Genomic DNA, 14,066 nt, shown 5'->3' on the forward strand with positions numbered 1-14,066 from the left:
TAGTGCGCCCGGCCGTGATCGTTGTGGCACCGGTCGGCGTCGCCGCCCCGACCAGCGCGAATCAGGCGGGACCGACGAACACCGGGTCGGTGCTTACCCAGAGCGCGGCCGCGACGACGACGACCAGACAGATCACCGCGACCAGGCCCATCGCCACCCAGCCGATGCGCTGCGCCGACCGCAGGTCCCGCGCCGACAGCCAGCCGGGAACGAACAGGATGCCCAGCGCGCTGAGCGTGCCCGCCGCCAGTCCACCGAGGTGACCCCACAGCGAGATTCCCGGCAGCGAGAAGCTGATGAGCACGTTGACGCCGATCACCACCAGCATCGGAGTCGGGCTCTGCCGCAAGCGGATCAGCGTCACCGTCACGGCGCCGAACAGGCCGTACACCGCGCCCGACGCGCCCGCGGTCATGGTGTACGGATCCGACAGCGCCATCACCGCCGCCGAACCGCCGAGCAGCGAGACCAGATACAGGCAGCCGTAGGTGACCCGGCCGAGCACCTGCTCGAGATCGCGGCCGACGACGTAGAGCGCGAACATGTTGACCAGCAGGTGGATCGCGCCGTAGTGCAGGAACCCCGAACCGAGCACCCGCCACCACTCACCGTCGGCGACCAGCAGCGGGACCAGCACGAACTCGCCGAACACCGACGAACCCCGATGGTTCTGCATCGGGTTGCCCGCCTGCGCGGCGGTCACCAGGTAGACCAGGACATTGATCGCGATCAGCCCGTAGGTCACCATCGGTACCGGCGACGCGCCTGCCCGGGCGCCCGCGACGGTGCGCACCTGCCGCACGTCGCGCTGCCCTTGCCGCACGCAGTCCACGCAGTGCTGGCCGACGGCGGCGGGCCGCAGGCATTCAGGGCAGGCGGGCCGCCCGCAGCGGGTGCAGGCGAGGCCGGTTCGGCGATCGGGGTGGCGGACGCACGTCTGTGCGGGCGGGTGTGACACATGGTCATCGTGCCATGAGTCACCGACACGAGTCGGGCTGTGAGAACGTCGTCGGTCGGCGGCTCGCCCACGGTTCCCGGCGACGGCAGACCGTCTGTACCTCGGCGAGGCGCACGGGTCGGCCGAGGGGTGCGGCGGTCCGGTGGGCGTGTCCGGTTTCGACCGGCCAGGCCGGGCTATGCGCTCCTCATGACGTCTCTGTGGTTGAACAACGCCGAAGTCCCCGCCCGGTTACGGCTGACCCCCGGTTCGCACTTCGACACCGTCGTCCTCGGCGCGGGCATCGTCGGGTTGACGACCGCGCTGCTGTTGGCCGAGCGCGGCCGCGAGGTGGCGGTGATCGAGGCGAAACGGGTCGGCGCGGGCACCACGGCCGCGTCGACGGCGAAAGTCTCGCTCCTGCAGGGCACCCGGGCCCAGACCATCGCCCGCAGGCACGGCATCGCGACCCTCTCGCGTTACGTCGCCGCCAATCTCGACGGCTTCGACTGGCTGCTGGATTTCTGCGCCGGACGCGACCTCGCCGTCGAGCGCGTGGCCGCCTACACCTATGCCCAGAACGAATCCGAGATGTCCGCTGTGCGGGCGGAATTCGAGGCGACGCGGTCGGCCGGACTGCCCACCGACCTGGTCGACGACGTCGACGTTCCGTTCCCGCTCCACGGTGCCGTGCGGCTGCGCGAGCAGGCCCAGCTCAACCCGATGGCCTTCCTGGCCGCCCTCGCCGCCGAAGTCGAAACCCAGGGCGGGTCGATCTTCGAATCGACGCGCGCACAACGGCTTCGCCATCACGACGGCCGGGTGGTGATCGGTACCGAACACGGCGAGGTGGATGCGAACAACGTCGTCGTCGCGACCGGAACACCGATCTTCGACCGGGGCGGTTACTTCGCCCGCGTCACCGCCCAGCGCTCCTATCTGGCCGCGTTCAAGGTGCCCGGGCCGGTGCCGGAGGAGATGTATATCAGTGCGGGACAACCGATCCGGTCGCTGCGCCGCTACCCGGCCGACGACGTGCTCCTGGTCGGCGGCAGCGGCCACGAGGTGGGCCGCGAGGATTCCGCGGAGACCCACGTGCAAGACCTGCTCGACTGGACCGGCCGGTGGTTCCCGGGCGCGGAGCTGCTGCACCGCTGGTCGGCGCAGGACTACCACCCCGTGGGCGAACTTCCCTACGTCGGCCCGCTCGTTCCCGGTCGCGAGGAAGTCCTCGTCGCCACCGGGTTCGCCAAGTGGGGTTTCACCAACGGCGCCGCCGCCGCGCTCGCCCTCGCGGGCCGCATCACCGGCGACGCTCCGAAATGGGCCGACACCCTCTCCGCCTGGCGGCTCGGCGAAGTCGCCTCCCTCCCGGCGGGCGCCCGCGTCAACGCGACCGTCGCCCGCTACCTGTCCACCGGCTGGCTGCACCTGCTCGGCGCCGACGAGCACAGCATCCCCCCGGAAGGCTGCGGCCGCGTCGAACGCCACGGGCTGCATCCCACCGCCGTCTCCACCGTCGACGGCGTCACCACCGAGATCTCCGCGATCTGCCCGCACCTGGGCGGCATCCTCCACTGGAACGACGCCGAACGCACCTGGGACTGCCCCCTGCACGGCTCCCGCTTCGAACCCGACGGCGCCGTCATCGAAGGCCCGGCCACCCACCCGCTCTCTCCCCGCTGAGCTGGACAACCGATCACCACGCTCTGATGGCGGCGTCTCGCGAGAGTCTCCCGCCACCGGGGCGTGGTAACCGGGTGTTCAGGACGGGTATGCGCTGGTCTCGGGGTTGCCCGCCGGGGCGTGAGGAGATCTGCGCGGGTGTGCGATGAGTCACCTCGCGGTCGGTGAACGGGTCGGCGGGTAGGGGCCGCACCTGGGGTTTTACGAAGGCCGTGCGGTGGTGTGACGTCTTCGTCGCAGGTCAGGGTGCCCTTGGCAAGGTGACCCTTATTAGATTTAGGGAAGTAATTCCGCCACACTGGTGTTGTGAAAACCGTGGGTTTGCGGACAGGCGTGGAAGGGACCGGTCGTAAGACGACCGGCACCCGGTCGTCTGCTGTGCCCGCGCACGAGGGGCAGACCCGGGCGGCCATCGTCCAGTTGCTGCTCGAGCAGGGTCCCATCACCGCCACCGCCATCAGTGCCGAACTCGGGCTCGCCCCCGCGGGGGTGCGCAGGCACCTCGACGCGCTGATCGACGCAGGTCAGGCGCGCGCGAGCCGGTCGGCGCCGTGGCAGCAGAAGGGCCGCGGCAGGCCCGCCAAGCAATACCAGCTCACCGCCGCCGGACGTGGCAACCTCGGCCATGCCTACGACGACCTGGCCGGTGCCGCCATCCGTCAGCTCGGTGAGATCGGTGGCGACGAGGCGATCAGCGAGTTCGCCCGCAAACGGGTGCGCACGATCGTCGACGGCATCGAGCCGGTCGCCGAGCACAGTGCCCCCGTGATCGAGGCCAAGGTCGAGGAGATCGCCGAGGCGTTCGCCGATGCCGGTTTCGCCGCGACCACCCGCCAGGTGGGTGCCGGTGTGCAGATCTGCCAGCATCATTGCCCGGTGGCCCACGTGGCCGAGGAGTTCCCGCAGCTGTGCGCCGCCGAACTGGACGCTTTCCGCGACCTGCTCGGCACCCACGTGCAGCGACTTGCGACGATCGCCAACGGCGATTGCGCCTGCACCACCCACGTGCCGCTGGTCGCGGTGCCGAAAATCCCATCCGCCGCACAGCCCGCGGCGGGACGAACGAACGACTCCGGAAGGAGTGCCGAATGACGACGACCACCGACCAGGTGCAACCGCTGACCCAGGACGAGACCATCGCCTCGCTGGGTAACTACGGTTACGGCTGGGCCGATTCGGATGTGGCCGGTGCCAGTGCGCAACGCGGCCTGTCGGAGGCTGTCGTTCGCGACATCTCGGCCAAGAAGAGCGAGCCCGAGTGGATGCTCGACATCCGCCTCAAGGCGCTGCGCATCTTCGACCGCAAGCCCATGCCGAACTGGGGTTCCAACCTCGACGGCATCGACTTCGACAACATCAAGTACTTCGTTCGCTCGTCGGAGAAGCAGGCCGAGAGCTGGGAAGACCTGCCCGAGGACATCAAGAACACCTACGACAAGCTGGGCATCCCCGAGGCCGAGAAGCAGCGCCTCGTGTCCGGTGTCGCCGCGCAGTACGAGTCCGAGGTCGTCTACCACTCCATCCGCGAGGATCTGGAGAAGCAGGGCGTCATCTTCCTCGACACCGACACCGCGCTCAAGGAGCACCCGGAGATCTTCCAGGAGTACTTCGGCTCGGTGATCCCCGCCGGTGACAACAAGTTCTCCGCGCTCAACACCGCCGTGTGGTCGGGTGGCTCGTTCATCTACGTGCCGCCGGGCGTGCACGTCGACATCCCGCTGCAGGCCTACTTCCGGATCAACACCGAGAACATGGGCCAGTTCGAGCGGACGCTGATCATCGTCGACGAGGACGCCTACGTCCACTACGTCGAGGGCTGCACCGCGCCGATCTACAAGTCCGACTCGCTGCACTCCGCGGTCGTCGAGATCATCGTGAAGAAGGGCGGCCGCTGCCGCTACACGACCATCCAGAACTGGTCCAACAACGTCTACAACCTGGTCACCAAGCGGGCCAAGGCGGAGGCGGGCGCCACCATGGAGTGGGTCGACGGCAACATCGGCTCCAAGGTCACCATGAAGTACCCGGCGGTCTGGATGACCGGTGAGCACGCGCACGGCGAGGTCCTCTCCGTCGCGTTCGCCGGCCCCGGCCAGCACCAGGACACCGGCGCCAAGATGCTGCACCTGGCCCCGCACACCTCCTCGACCATCGTGTCGAAGTCGGTGGCGCGTGGCGGCGGTCGCGCGTCGTACCGCGGCCTGGTGCAGGTCAACAAGGGTGCCAACGGCTCCAAGTCGACGGTGAAGTGTGACGCGCTGCTGGTCGACACGATCAGCCGCTCCGACACCTACCCCTACGTCGACATCCGCGAGGACGACGTGACCATGGGCCACGAGGCCACGGTCTCCAAGGTGTCCGAGGATCAGCTGTTCTACCTGATGAGCCGCGGTCTCACCGAGGACGAGGCGATGGCCATGGTGGTGCGCGGCTTCGTGGAGCCCATCGCCAAGGAACTGCCGATGGAATACGCACTGGAACTGAACCGGCTCATCGAGCTGCAGATGGAAGGGGCCGTGGGCTGATGTCGACGCTCGAGACGCCGACCCAGAACCCGGGCGCGGGCGCCGCGGTCAACAAGGGCGAGGTCTTCACCTCGTTCGATGTCGACCAGTTCGAGATCCCGTCGGGTCGTGACGAGGCGTGGCGGTTCACCCCGCTGCGTCGTCTGCGCGGCCTGCACGACGGTACGGCTGTGGCCGACGGTCAGGCGACCGTCGAGGTGAGCCAGGTCGCCGGTGTCACCGTGGAAACGGTCGACCGCACCGACGCCCGGCTCGGTCAGGCCGGTATCCCCGCCGATCGCGTTGCCGCCCAGGCCTATTCGGGCTTCGAGACCGCGACCGTCATCACCGTCGGCAAGGAGACCGAGGTTTCCGACCCCGTCACCGTGACCGTCACCGGTCCGGGCGAGGGCAAGACCGCCTACGGTCACCTGCAGATCCGGCTGGACAACTTCGCCGTCGCCACGATCGTGCTCGATCAGCGCGGCAGCGGAACCTACGCCGAGAACGTCGAATTCGTGCTCGGTGACAGCGCCAAGCTCACCGTCGTCGCCGTCCAGGAATGGGCCGACGACGCCGTGCACGTCACCGCGCATCACCTGAAGCTGGGTCGCGACGCGAACCTGCGGCACGTGTCGGCGACCCTCGGCGGCGACCTGGTCCGCCTGTCGGGCACCGTGCGCTACGCCGGTCCCGGCGGCGAGGCCGAGCTGTTCGGTCTGTACTTCGCCGACGCGGGCCAGCATTTCGAGCAGCGACTGCTGGTCGATCACGCCGAGCCCAACTGCAAGTCCAACGTGCTGTACAAGGGTGCGTTGCAGGGTGACCCGTCCTCGCCGAAGGGCGACGCCCGCACGGTCTGGATCGGCGACGTGCTGATCCGCGCCGCGGCCGAGGGCACCGACACCTACGAGGCGAACCGCAACCTGGTGCTCACCGACGGCGCCCGCGCCGATTCGGTGCCGAACCTGGAGATCGAGACCGGTGAGATCGCCGGTGCCGGACACGCCAGTGCCACCGGCCGCTTCGACGACGAGCAGCTGTTCTACCTGCGCGCTCGTGGCATCCCCGAGGACGTCGCCCGCCGCCTCGTCGTGCGTGGCTTCTTCTTCGAGATCATCCAGAAGGTCACGGTCCCCGAGGTCCGGGAGCGGCTCGAGGCGGCCATCGAGGCCGAACTCGCCACTGTCGGTATCTGACACCCACTTACTGCAACGAAGGATTCGAATTCGATGACCACCTTGGAAATCAAGGACCTGCACGCGGAGATCACCACCCCCGAGGGTGAGTCCAAGCAGATCCTCAACGGTGTGAACCTCACGGTGAAGTCCGGCGAGACGCACGCCATCATGGGCCCCAACGGCTCGGGCAAGTCCACGCTGTCCTACGTGATCGCCGGACACCCCAAGTACACCGTCACCCAGGGCACCATCACCCTCGACGGCGAGAACGTCCTGGACATGTCGGTCGACGAGCGTGCCCGCGCGGGCCTGTTCCTGGCCATGCAGTACCCGGTCGAGGTCCCCGGTGTCTCGATGTCGAACTTCCTGCGCACCGCCGCCACCGCCGTGCGCGGTGAGGCGCCGAAGCTGCGCACCTGGGTCAAGGAAGTCAAGGAGTCGATGAAGGAGCTCGACATCGACTCGGCCTTCGCCGACCGCTCGGTGAACGAGGGCTTCTCCGGTGGCGAGAAGAAGCGCCACGAGGTGCTGCAGCTCGGCCTGCTCAAGCCGAAGATCGCGATCCTCGACGAGACCGACTCCGGCCTCGACGTCGACGCGCTGCGCATCGTCTCCGACGGCGTGAACCGCTACAAGGATCGCGAGGACGGCGGCGTCCTGCTGATCACGCACTACACCCGCATCCTGCGCTACATCAAGCCCGACTTCGTGCACGTGTTCGTCAACGGCCGCATCGTCGCCGAAGGCGGCTCCGAGCTGGCCGAGGAACTCGACGCGAACGGCTACGTGCGCTTCACGTCCGCGACCACTGGAGCCTGACGACCATGACCGCTGTGTCCGTCTCGGGATCGGCCCTCGACGTGGCCCGCATCCGGGCCGACTTCCCCATCCTGCACCGCACGGTGCGGGACGGGAAACCGTTGGTGTACCTGGATTCCGGTGCCACCTCGCAGCGTCCGCTGCAGGTGCTCGACGCCGAGCGTGACTTCCTGCTCACCCGCAACTCGGCGGTGCACCGCGGTGCGCATCAGCTCGCCGAGGAGGCCACCGACTCCTATGAGGACGCGCGGGAGGTCATCGCGCGCTTCGTCGGTGCCGACGCGGGCGAGATCGTGTTCACCAAGAACGCGACCGAGTCGTTGAACCTGGTGGCCAACGCCTTCGGTGACGACCGGTTCCCGTACAAGGTCGGACCCGGCGACGAGATCGTGATCACCGAACTCGAACACCACGCGAATCTCGTGCCGTGGCAGGAACTCGCGCGTCGCACCGGTGCCACGCTCGAGTGGTACGGGGTCACCGACGACGGACGCATCGACCTGGATTCGCTCGAACTGTCGCCCGCGACAAAGGTTCTCGCGTTCACCCACCAGTCCAACGTCACCGGTGCGGTTGCTCCGGTTGCCGAATTGGTCCGGCGCGCAAAGGAAGTCGGCGCGCTGGTCGTGCTCGACGCCTGCCAGTCGGTACCGCACCTCGGGGTGGACTTCCGTGAGCTCGGCGTCGATTTCGCCGCGTTCTCGGGTCACAAGATGTTCGGCCCGATGGGGGTGGGCGGCCTGTACGGTCGTCGGGCGCTGCTCGAGGAGACCCCGCCGTACATCACGGGCGGGTCGATGATCGAGACCGTCACCATGGAGAAGACCACCTACGCGCCGCCGCCGCAGCGCTTCGAGGCGGGCACCCCGATGACCTCGCAGGTCGTCGGTCTGGCCGCCGCGGTGCGGTATCTCGAAGATCTCGGCATGGACGCGATCGCCGCGCACGAACACGCGCTCACCGGTGCCGCGCTCGAAGGTCTGGGCGCCATCGAGGGTGTGCGCATCATCGGGCCCACCGAGAACGTGGAGCGCGGTGGCGCGGTGTCGTTCGTCGTCGACGGGGTACACGCCCACGACGTGGGCCAGATCCTCGACGACCAGGGTGTCGCCATCCGGGTCGGGCACCACTGCGCGTGGCCGCTGCACCGACGCTTCGGTGTCGCCGCGACCGCGCGGGCGTCCTTCGCCGCCTACAACACGCTCGACGAGGTCGACGCACTGGTCACGGCCGTGCGGAAGGCTCAGACCTTCTTCGGAGTTGCATAGAACATGCGCATGGAGCAGATGTACCAGGAAGTGATCCTGGACCACTACAAGCACCCGCACCACCGCGGGCTGCGGGAACCGTTCGGTGCCCAGGTGCACCACGTGAACCCGACCTGCGGTGACGAGGTGACCCTGCGCGTGCACATCGACGACGCGGGCGAGGTCGCCGATGTCTCCTACGACGGTCAGGGCTGCTCGATCAGCCAGGCCGCCACCTCGATCCTCACCGATCAGGTGATCGGACTGCCGGTGCAGCAGGCGCTGAAGGTGGTCGACTCCTACAGCGAGATGATCTCGAGCCGCGGCACCGTCGAGGGCGACGAGGACATGATCGGCGACGGTATCGCGCTCGCCGGTGTCGCCAAGTACCCCGCGCGCGTGAAGTGCGCCCTGCTGGGGTGGATGGCGTTCAAGGACGCTGTCGTGCAGATCGCCTCGGCCGAAGATGTGAAGCCTGCCATGGGAAATGGGGATGCGTGATGAGTGAGACCAAGGCTGACGAAGCCACGACCGAAACTGCCGCGCCCACTCCCGAAGCGGAGTTGACGCCCGAGCAGATCCAGCACATCGCCGATCTGGAAGAGGCCATGCGCGATGTGGTCGACCCCGAACTCGGGATCAATGTCGTCGACCTCGGCCTCGTGTACGGCATGTCCGTCGACGACGCCAACATCTGCACCCTCGACATGACGCTCACCTCGGCGGCCTGCCCGCTGACCGACGTCATCGAGGACCAGTCCCGCAACGCCCTGGTGCGCAGCGGCCTGGTCGAGGACCTGAAGATCAACTGGGTCTGGATGCCCCCGTGGGGTCCGGACAAGATCACCGACGACGGCCGCGAACAGCTGCGCGCCCTCGGCTTCACGGTCTAGACAACACTTTTCGCCGCAGGCCCGGACCCCGCGTGGGTGCCGGGCCTGCGGCGTTTTCGCATCTGCGTTCAAACGTGAAGTGCGTCACTCCGATTGGCGGCCGGTGGTCCCAAATGGTCCACTTGTCGGTTCCGCGATCGCGGAACTGTTTGTCAGAGGAGAACTTTCGAATGAGTTTCATGGGTAAGGCCGGCTTCGCCGTCGCGGCGCTCGGTCTTGTGGCCGGGTCGGTGTTCGGCGCCGGTGCCGCGAACGCGCAGAGCATGTTCGGCGCGATCGCTTTCAGTACGACCGATTGGACCTACGGGTCGAGCAGCAGCTGGCCGAGTGAGCAAGAGGCGCGCGAGCAGGCGATCGCGAGCTGCGGCACCAACGGCGCCGCCGACTGCAGGGTCATGATCTCGTGGGCGAACGGCTGCGGCACGCTGGTCGTCAGCGACGACGGCGTCGCGGCCGCCTCCGGGCGCACCGCGGCCGAGGCGACGCGCGCGGCGTTCGAGCGGCTCTCCGAGCTCACCCCGACCGCGCAGCTCGCGAACTTCGGGTCCTCGGACCTGAGTGGCGCCAAGGTCGCCCGCGTGGTCTGCACCGCCAACGCGCGCTGATCGACCGTACGACGCGGGCCCGGATCCTCTCTCGTGATCCGGGCCCCTCGTTTTCTCCGTCGGTGATACACCGAAGCCGGTGATGTGAGATTTCGCGTTTCGGTTGGCCTTTCACGCGAATTGCATGATGATCTGGAAAGTTCCGGACTTCCGGAACTGCTTCCAGAGGAGAACATTCGAATGAGTTTCATGAGTAAGGCCGGCTTCGCCGTTGTGGCACTCGGCCTTGCGGCCGGGTCGGTGTTCGGTGCCGGTTCGGCGAGTGCGGCGGGTGACCAGTGGGGCGCCATGGCCGTGGACGCCGACTGGTCGAACTACGGCCGTTCGGTCGACTACCCCACCCGCGCCGAGGCCGAGGCCGCCGCACTGGATCAGTGCGGCGCGGACGGCTGCGCCATCGAGGTGTCCTGGGTGAACGGCTGCCTGGCCCTGGTGGAGAACGAGCAGTACATCGCCTGGGGCAAGGGCTCGAACCGCGCCGAGGCCGAGCGGGAGGCCTACCTCGCGCTCACCGAGGGCACCCCGCAGAACCTGCTCGTCAACCTCGGCTCGTCGCAGATGGCAGGGGGCACCGTGATCGAAACGGTGTGCACCACCAACGCGAGCTGAACGCGATAGCAATCGGGCCCGGATCTCGAGCGGATCCGGGCCCTTTTGCGTCGGTGCCTTTCCCCCTCGAGTTGGCTATCACCGATCTTTCGATGATGATCTGGAAGGTTCCGGACTTCCGGAACAGTTTCCAGAGGAGAACATTCGAATGAGTTTCATGAGTAGGGCCGGCTTCGCCGTTGTGGCACTCGGCCTTGCGGCCGGGTCGGTGCTCGGTGCCGGTTCGGCGAGCGCGGCGGGTGACCAGTGGGCGTCGGTCGCGTTGAGCGACAACGAGGCCATCTACGGCATCAGCGTGAACGAGGGCAGCGCCGAGGCCGCCATCGCCGCGGCGATCGCCGACTGCCACCTGGCCGACTGCAACGAGGTCATGACCTGGGCCAACGGCTGCGGCGTTCTGGTCCAGAGCAACGACGGCCTCGCGTGGGCGTCCGGCCCGACCCGCGCCGATGCCGAGCGCACGGCCTACGAGAGCCTGACCGAGCTGACCCCGACCGCCATGCTGGCCAACACCGGTTCGGCCAACCTGAGCGGCGCTCACGTCGTCGACGCGATCTGCACCGCCAACGCGCGCTGATCGATACGGAACACCGGGCCCGGATCCTCTCGTGGGATCCGGGCCCGTCGCGTTATCGGGCCGGTTCGGCCTCGAGCGCCGAGGCGATCCAGGCGCCGATCATGTCGGCGGTCTGGTCGATCACCACATCGCGGTCCAGACCCTCGTCTTCCATTTCCACCGACCGCAGCGCCGTGGCGAAACCGGCGTTGAGCACCACGAACGCCATCGTGTCGATATCGATGGTCTTGGTCGGGCCGAGCAGGTGGATCAGATACAACTTGATGATCATGCGCAGCCGCGGCTCGAATTCGGGGATACCGCTGCCGTAGAAGTGCAGATCGGCGACGAGTGCCCGGACCAGGGGCCCGTTGGCAACGAGAATCTGCACGGCGGTGCGGATCACCTCGGCGACCGAATCGCGCGGTGTCTTGTCCGCGGCGACGGTGAGGAACTTGCTGTATCGGTCCTCCACCTGCAGAAACAGACTGTCGGTCAGCTCTTTCACGATCTCGTCGCGGTCGTTGAAATACCGGTACAGCGTGCCGATGCTGATGCCCGCCTCGCTGGCGATCCGGTTGGTCGAGGTGTTGCCGATGCCCCGGGTGCCGAAAAGGTGAGCGGATACCTCCAGAATGCGTGCCCGCGTCTCCCGTGCCCGATCCTGTTTCGGACGTTTGCGCTGCTTATCGGCTTGTGGGGGCATCGGTGCACCTCGCGGGAAAGAGGAGTAGAAGGTGAGCGGTTACTCACCCTACAGTCATGTCACGAGGAAGGCCTCGGTGTCGGCCATCACGTTGGGACACGTACCGGGGAAGCAGCACCGAACGGTGTGAACGAGGAGGAGTCGACGATGACGATCCCAGTGGACAGGGGGCTGACATCCACGCTGGTCACCCATTTCGTGAACAACGTGGCGACCTGCCGGACGTTGCCCGGTGACGCGATCTCCGGCGAGGTGACCTCGGTGACGAGGATGTGCCTCGAGATCTGCGCCGGGTTGCTCGACGGGCGCGACGAGGAGGCCAAGCTGCACCGGCTCGCGGTCGCGGCGTCGGGGTGGGCGCGCGAGGGCGTGCCCATCGACACGATCCTGCACGCGCTGCACGAGGGTTTCCGGATCGGTTTCGACGCGGCCTGCGCCGGGATGAGCCTGCCCGACGAGTTCCGCCGGCTGATCGCCATCTCGGATGTCCTGTGCACCACCGTGACTCGCGCCTACATCCGCGAGCACCGCGAGATCGCCGGTGAGCACCACACCGCCGTGCACACGCTCACCTCCGCCCTGCTCGCCGGGCAGCCGACCATCACGATGGCCCGCGAGTGCGGGATCTCGGTGGCCGAATCGTATGCGGTGCTCGCCCTTTCGATCGGGGAGCATCCCGACGAGCACGATGCCCGGCTGAACTCCTCGGTGGTCGCGCGGCGCAAGCTGCGCCGGGTGCAGGCCGCGCTGGCGCACCGCTGCGGGGAGCAGGCGCTGTCGCTGCTGTCGGTCGACGGTGGCACGCTGCTCATTCCGGCCGACCTGCTCGCCGACGATCAGCTCGACGGCCTCGTCGAGGCCCTGTCGCGGGCCGCCCGCGTGGATGTGACCGCGGCGCTGGTGACTTCGCCCGCGGCCGAGATCCCCGACGCGGCGCAGCGCGCCCACGAATTGCTCGACATGGTGGAGCGGCTCGATTGCGAACCCGGCCTGTACCGCTTCGGCGATCTGGCGCTGGAATACCAGCTCACCAGGCCCGGTCCCGGCCGCGCCCGGCTCGGTGAACTGCTCGCCCCGCTGGACAAGCACCCCGAGCTGTACGAAACGCTGCGCGTGCACATCGCCAACAACATGAACCGGCAGCGCACGGCCCGCCTGCTGCACATCCACACCAACACCGTCGACTACCGGCTGCGGCGCGTCGCCCAGCTCACCGGGCTCGACCCGGCGCAGGCCTCGGGGCTGTGGCAGTTGCGGTCGGCGATGATCGCCCGCAGCTTCCACACCGGTCCGAGAGTGCCCGCCGAGCAGGTGGCCTCGACCGGCCTCGGCGGCCCGGTGGGTACCAGCGGCCCGCGCCGGGCCCGGGCGGACGCCGAGGTCTGTCCCGCACCGGGACTCGGCGGCGTGCGCTCGGCCTGACTCCGGGCACCGGGTGATTCAGCGGCGCAACACCTTCCGGGCCGGCCAGTTGCCGAGGAACTGGACGGCCTGGACGCCGGCGATGATGATCATTGCCGCCGTGCAACTCCCGCGGCCGGTCCAGTTCGCGGCCGTCGGGCCGGTTGTGCAGCACGGTGCCGACGAACGAGCGCGTCGACTCGGCCCGCGGCGCCGCGAAAACATCGAAGGTGGGCGCCAATTCGACGATCCGGCCCTCGGCGAGCACCGCGACCCGGTCGGCGACCGCGCGGATCACATCCATCTCGTGGGTGATCACCACGATGGTCACCCCGAGTTCGGATCGACCTTCTTCGACAGCCGCAGCACCTCACCGGTGGTTTCCGGGTCGAGCGCGGAGGTTGCCTCGTCGGCGAGCAGCAGCGACGGGGAGGTGGCCAGCGCCCTGGCGATTCCCAGCGCTGCTTCTGCCCGCCCGAGAGCTGATCGGGATAGGCACGGGCTTTGTCGGTGAGGCCGACGAATTCCAGCGGTTCGGGCACCCGCGCCTTGCGCTCGGTGCGCTTCCAGCCCGCCACCTTCACCGGGTACTCCACATTGCCCGCGGCCGTGCGCGATCGGAAGAGATTGAACTGCTGGAACACCATGCCGATATCGCGGCGCGGCGTGCGCACGGCCGACTCCGGCACCTCGGTGATCGGGATGCCCGAGATCGTGACTGTGCCCGACGTGGGCTTCTCCACAACTGTTCGAATTGCCTCGAGCCAGAGCCTCACCAATAGTTAGACGCCCGTCTAACTTGCGGTGCCTTGCGAGGTACGGGTCTCCTGCTTGACGCGCTCGGTGACGCCACGAAAAGTCCTTGGCCCGAAACTGGGACAGCCTATATAGTTCGTTTGACCAAAACTAGAGATGGGGTGGG

14 protein-coding genes and 1 pseudogene are annotated in these 14,066 nt (G+C 67.9%); 12 read left to right on the top strand and 3 right to left on the bottom strand.

What is annotated here, in order from left to right:
* Window positions 1–61: 61 nt before the first annotated feature.
* Complete coding sequence (locus tag NI2_RS22395) at window positions 62–958, bottom strand: rhomboid family intramembrane serine protease (protein ID WP_067493694.1); 897 nt, start codon at window positions 956–958, stop codon at window positions 62–64.
* A gap of 189 nt (window positions 959–1,147) precedes the next feature.
* Between NI2_RS22395 and NI2_RS22400 the strand changes: the two genes are divergently transcribed.
* The 11 genes from NI2_RS22400 to NI2_RS22450 all read left to right on the top strand — a co-directional run bounded on the left by NI2_RS22400 (window position 1,148) and on the right by NI2_RS22450 (window position 11,058).
* Entirely contained in the window at window positions 1,148–2,623 is a 1,476-nt protein-coding gene (locus NI2_RS22400; RefSeq protein ID WP_067493696.1) for an FAD-dependent oxidoreductase, read from the top strand.
* Between the two features lie 315 nt (window positions 2,624–2,938).
* Window positions 2,939–3,715 carry a helix-turn-helix transcriptional regulator gene (locus tag NI2_RS22405; protein ID WP_371851999.1) on the top strand — a complete coding sequence of 259 codons (777 nt, stop codon included), beginning with the start codon at window positions 2,939–2,941 and terminating at the stop codon, window positions 3,713–3,715.
* On the top strand, window positions 3,712–5,148 hold the full coding sequence (gene sufB, locus NI2_RS22410; protein ID WP_067493700.1) for a Fe-S cluster assembly protein SufB: 1,437 nt from the start codon (window positions 3,712–3,714) through the stop codon (window positions 5,146–5,148). The genes NI2_RS22405 and sufB overlap by 4 nt, the downstream gene beginning before the upstream one ends.
* Window positions 5,148–6,326 carry a Fe-S cluster assembly protein SufD gene (gene sufD, locus NI2_RS22415; protein WP_067493702.1) on the top strand — a complete coding sequence of 393 codons (1,179 nt, stop codon included), beginning with the start codon at window positions 5,148–5,150 and terminating at the stop codon, window positions 6,324–6,326. The genes sufB and sufD overlap by 1 nt, the downstream gene beginning before the upstream one ends.
* A gap of 33 nt (window positions 6,327–6,359) precedes the next feature.
* A complete protein-coding gene (gene sufC, locus NI2_RS22420; RefSeq protein ID WP_067493704.1) occupies window positions 6,360–7,127 on the top strand; it encodes a Fe-S cluster assembly ATPase SufC in 768 nt (255 codons plus the stop codon).
* A gap of 5 nt (window positions 7,128–7,132) precedes the next feature.
* Entirely contained in the window at window positions 7,133–8,395 is a 1,263-nt protein-coding gene (locus NI2_RS22425; protein WP_133733774.1) for a cysteine desulfurase, read from the top strand.
* Window positions 8,396–8,398: 3 nt separating this feature from the next.
* Entirely contained in the window at window positions 8,399–8,875 is a 477-nt protein-coding gene (gene sufU / locus NI2_RS22430) for a Fe-S cluster assembly sulfur transfer protein SufU (RefSeq protein ID WP_067493706.1), read from the top strand.
* Window positions 8,875–9,267 carry a metal-sulfur cluster assembly factor gene (locus tag NI2_RS22435; RefSeq protein ID WP_067493905.1) on the top strand — a complete coding sequence of 131 codons (393 nt, stop codon included), beginning with the start codon at window positions 8,875–8,877 and terminating at the stop codon, window positions 9,265–9,267. Before sufU ends, NI2_RS22435 begins: the two co-directional genes overlap by 1 nt.
* A gap of 170 nt (window positions 9,268–9,437) precedes the next feature.
* Window positions 9,438–9,872, top strand: coding sequence for a DUF4189 domain-containing protein (locus tag NI2_RS22440; protein ID WP_067493708.1), 435 nt, complete (start codon window positions 9,438–9,440; stop codon window positions 9,870–9,872).
* Window positions 9,873–10,052: 180 nt separating this feature from the next.
* Window positions 10,053–10,481, top strand: a complete 429-nt coding sequence (locus NI2_RS22445; protein WP_067493710.1) for a DUF4189 domain-containing protein — start codon at window positions 10,053–10,055, stop codon at window positions 10,479–10,481.
* Window positions 10,482–10,629: 148 nt separating this feature from the next.
* Entirely contained in the window at window positions 10,630–11,058 is a 429-nt protein-coding gene (locus NI2_RS22450; protein ID WP_067493712.1) for a DUF4189 domain-containing protein, read from the top strand.
* A 52-nt stretch (window positions 11,059–11,110) separates the two neighbouring features.
* Here NI2_RS22450 and NI2_RS22455 read toward each other — a convergent pair whose 3' ends face one another.
* Complete coding sequence (locus NI2_RS22455) at window positions 11,111–11,743, bottom strand: TetR/AcrR family transcriptional regulator (protein WP_067493714.1); 633 nt, start codon at window positions 11,741–11,743, stop codon at window positions 11,111–11,113.
* 147 nt (window positions 11,744–11,890) lie between these two features.
* Between NI2_RS22455 and NI2_RS22460 the strand changes: the two genes are divergently transcribed.
* Entirely contained in the window at window positions 11,891–13,165 is a 1,275-nt protein-coding gene (locus tag NI2_RS22460; RefSeq protein ID WP_084476634.1) for a PucR family transcriptional regulator, read from the top strand.
* 94 nt (window positions 13,166–13,259) lie between these two features.
* Here NI2_RS22460 and NI2_RS33220 read toward each other — a convergent pair.
* Window positions 13,260–13,887 (bottom strand): annotated as a pseudogene (locus tag NI2_RS33220) (methionine ABC transporter ATP-binding protein); the annotation flags it as partial.
* Window positions 13,888–14,066 lie beyond the last annotated feature (179 nt).

The organism is Nocardia ignorata NBRC 108230, from assembly GCF_001612905.1.
GTDB classification, from domain to species: domain Bacteria; phylum Actinomycetota; class Actinomycetes; order Mycobacteriales; family Mycobacteriaceae; genus Nocardia; species Nocardia ignorata.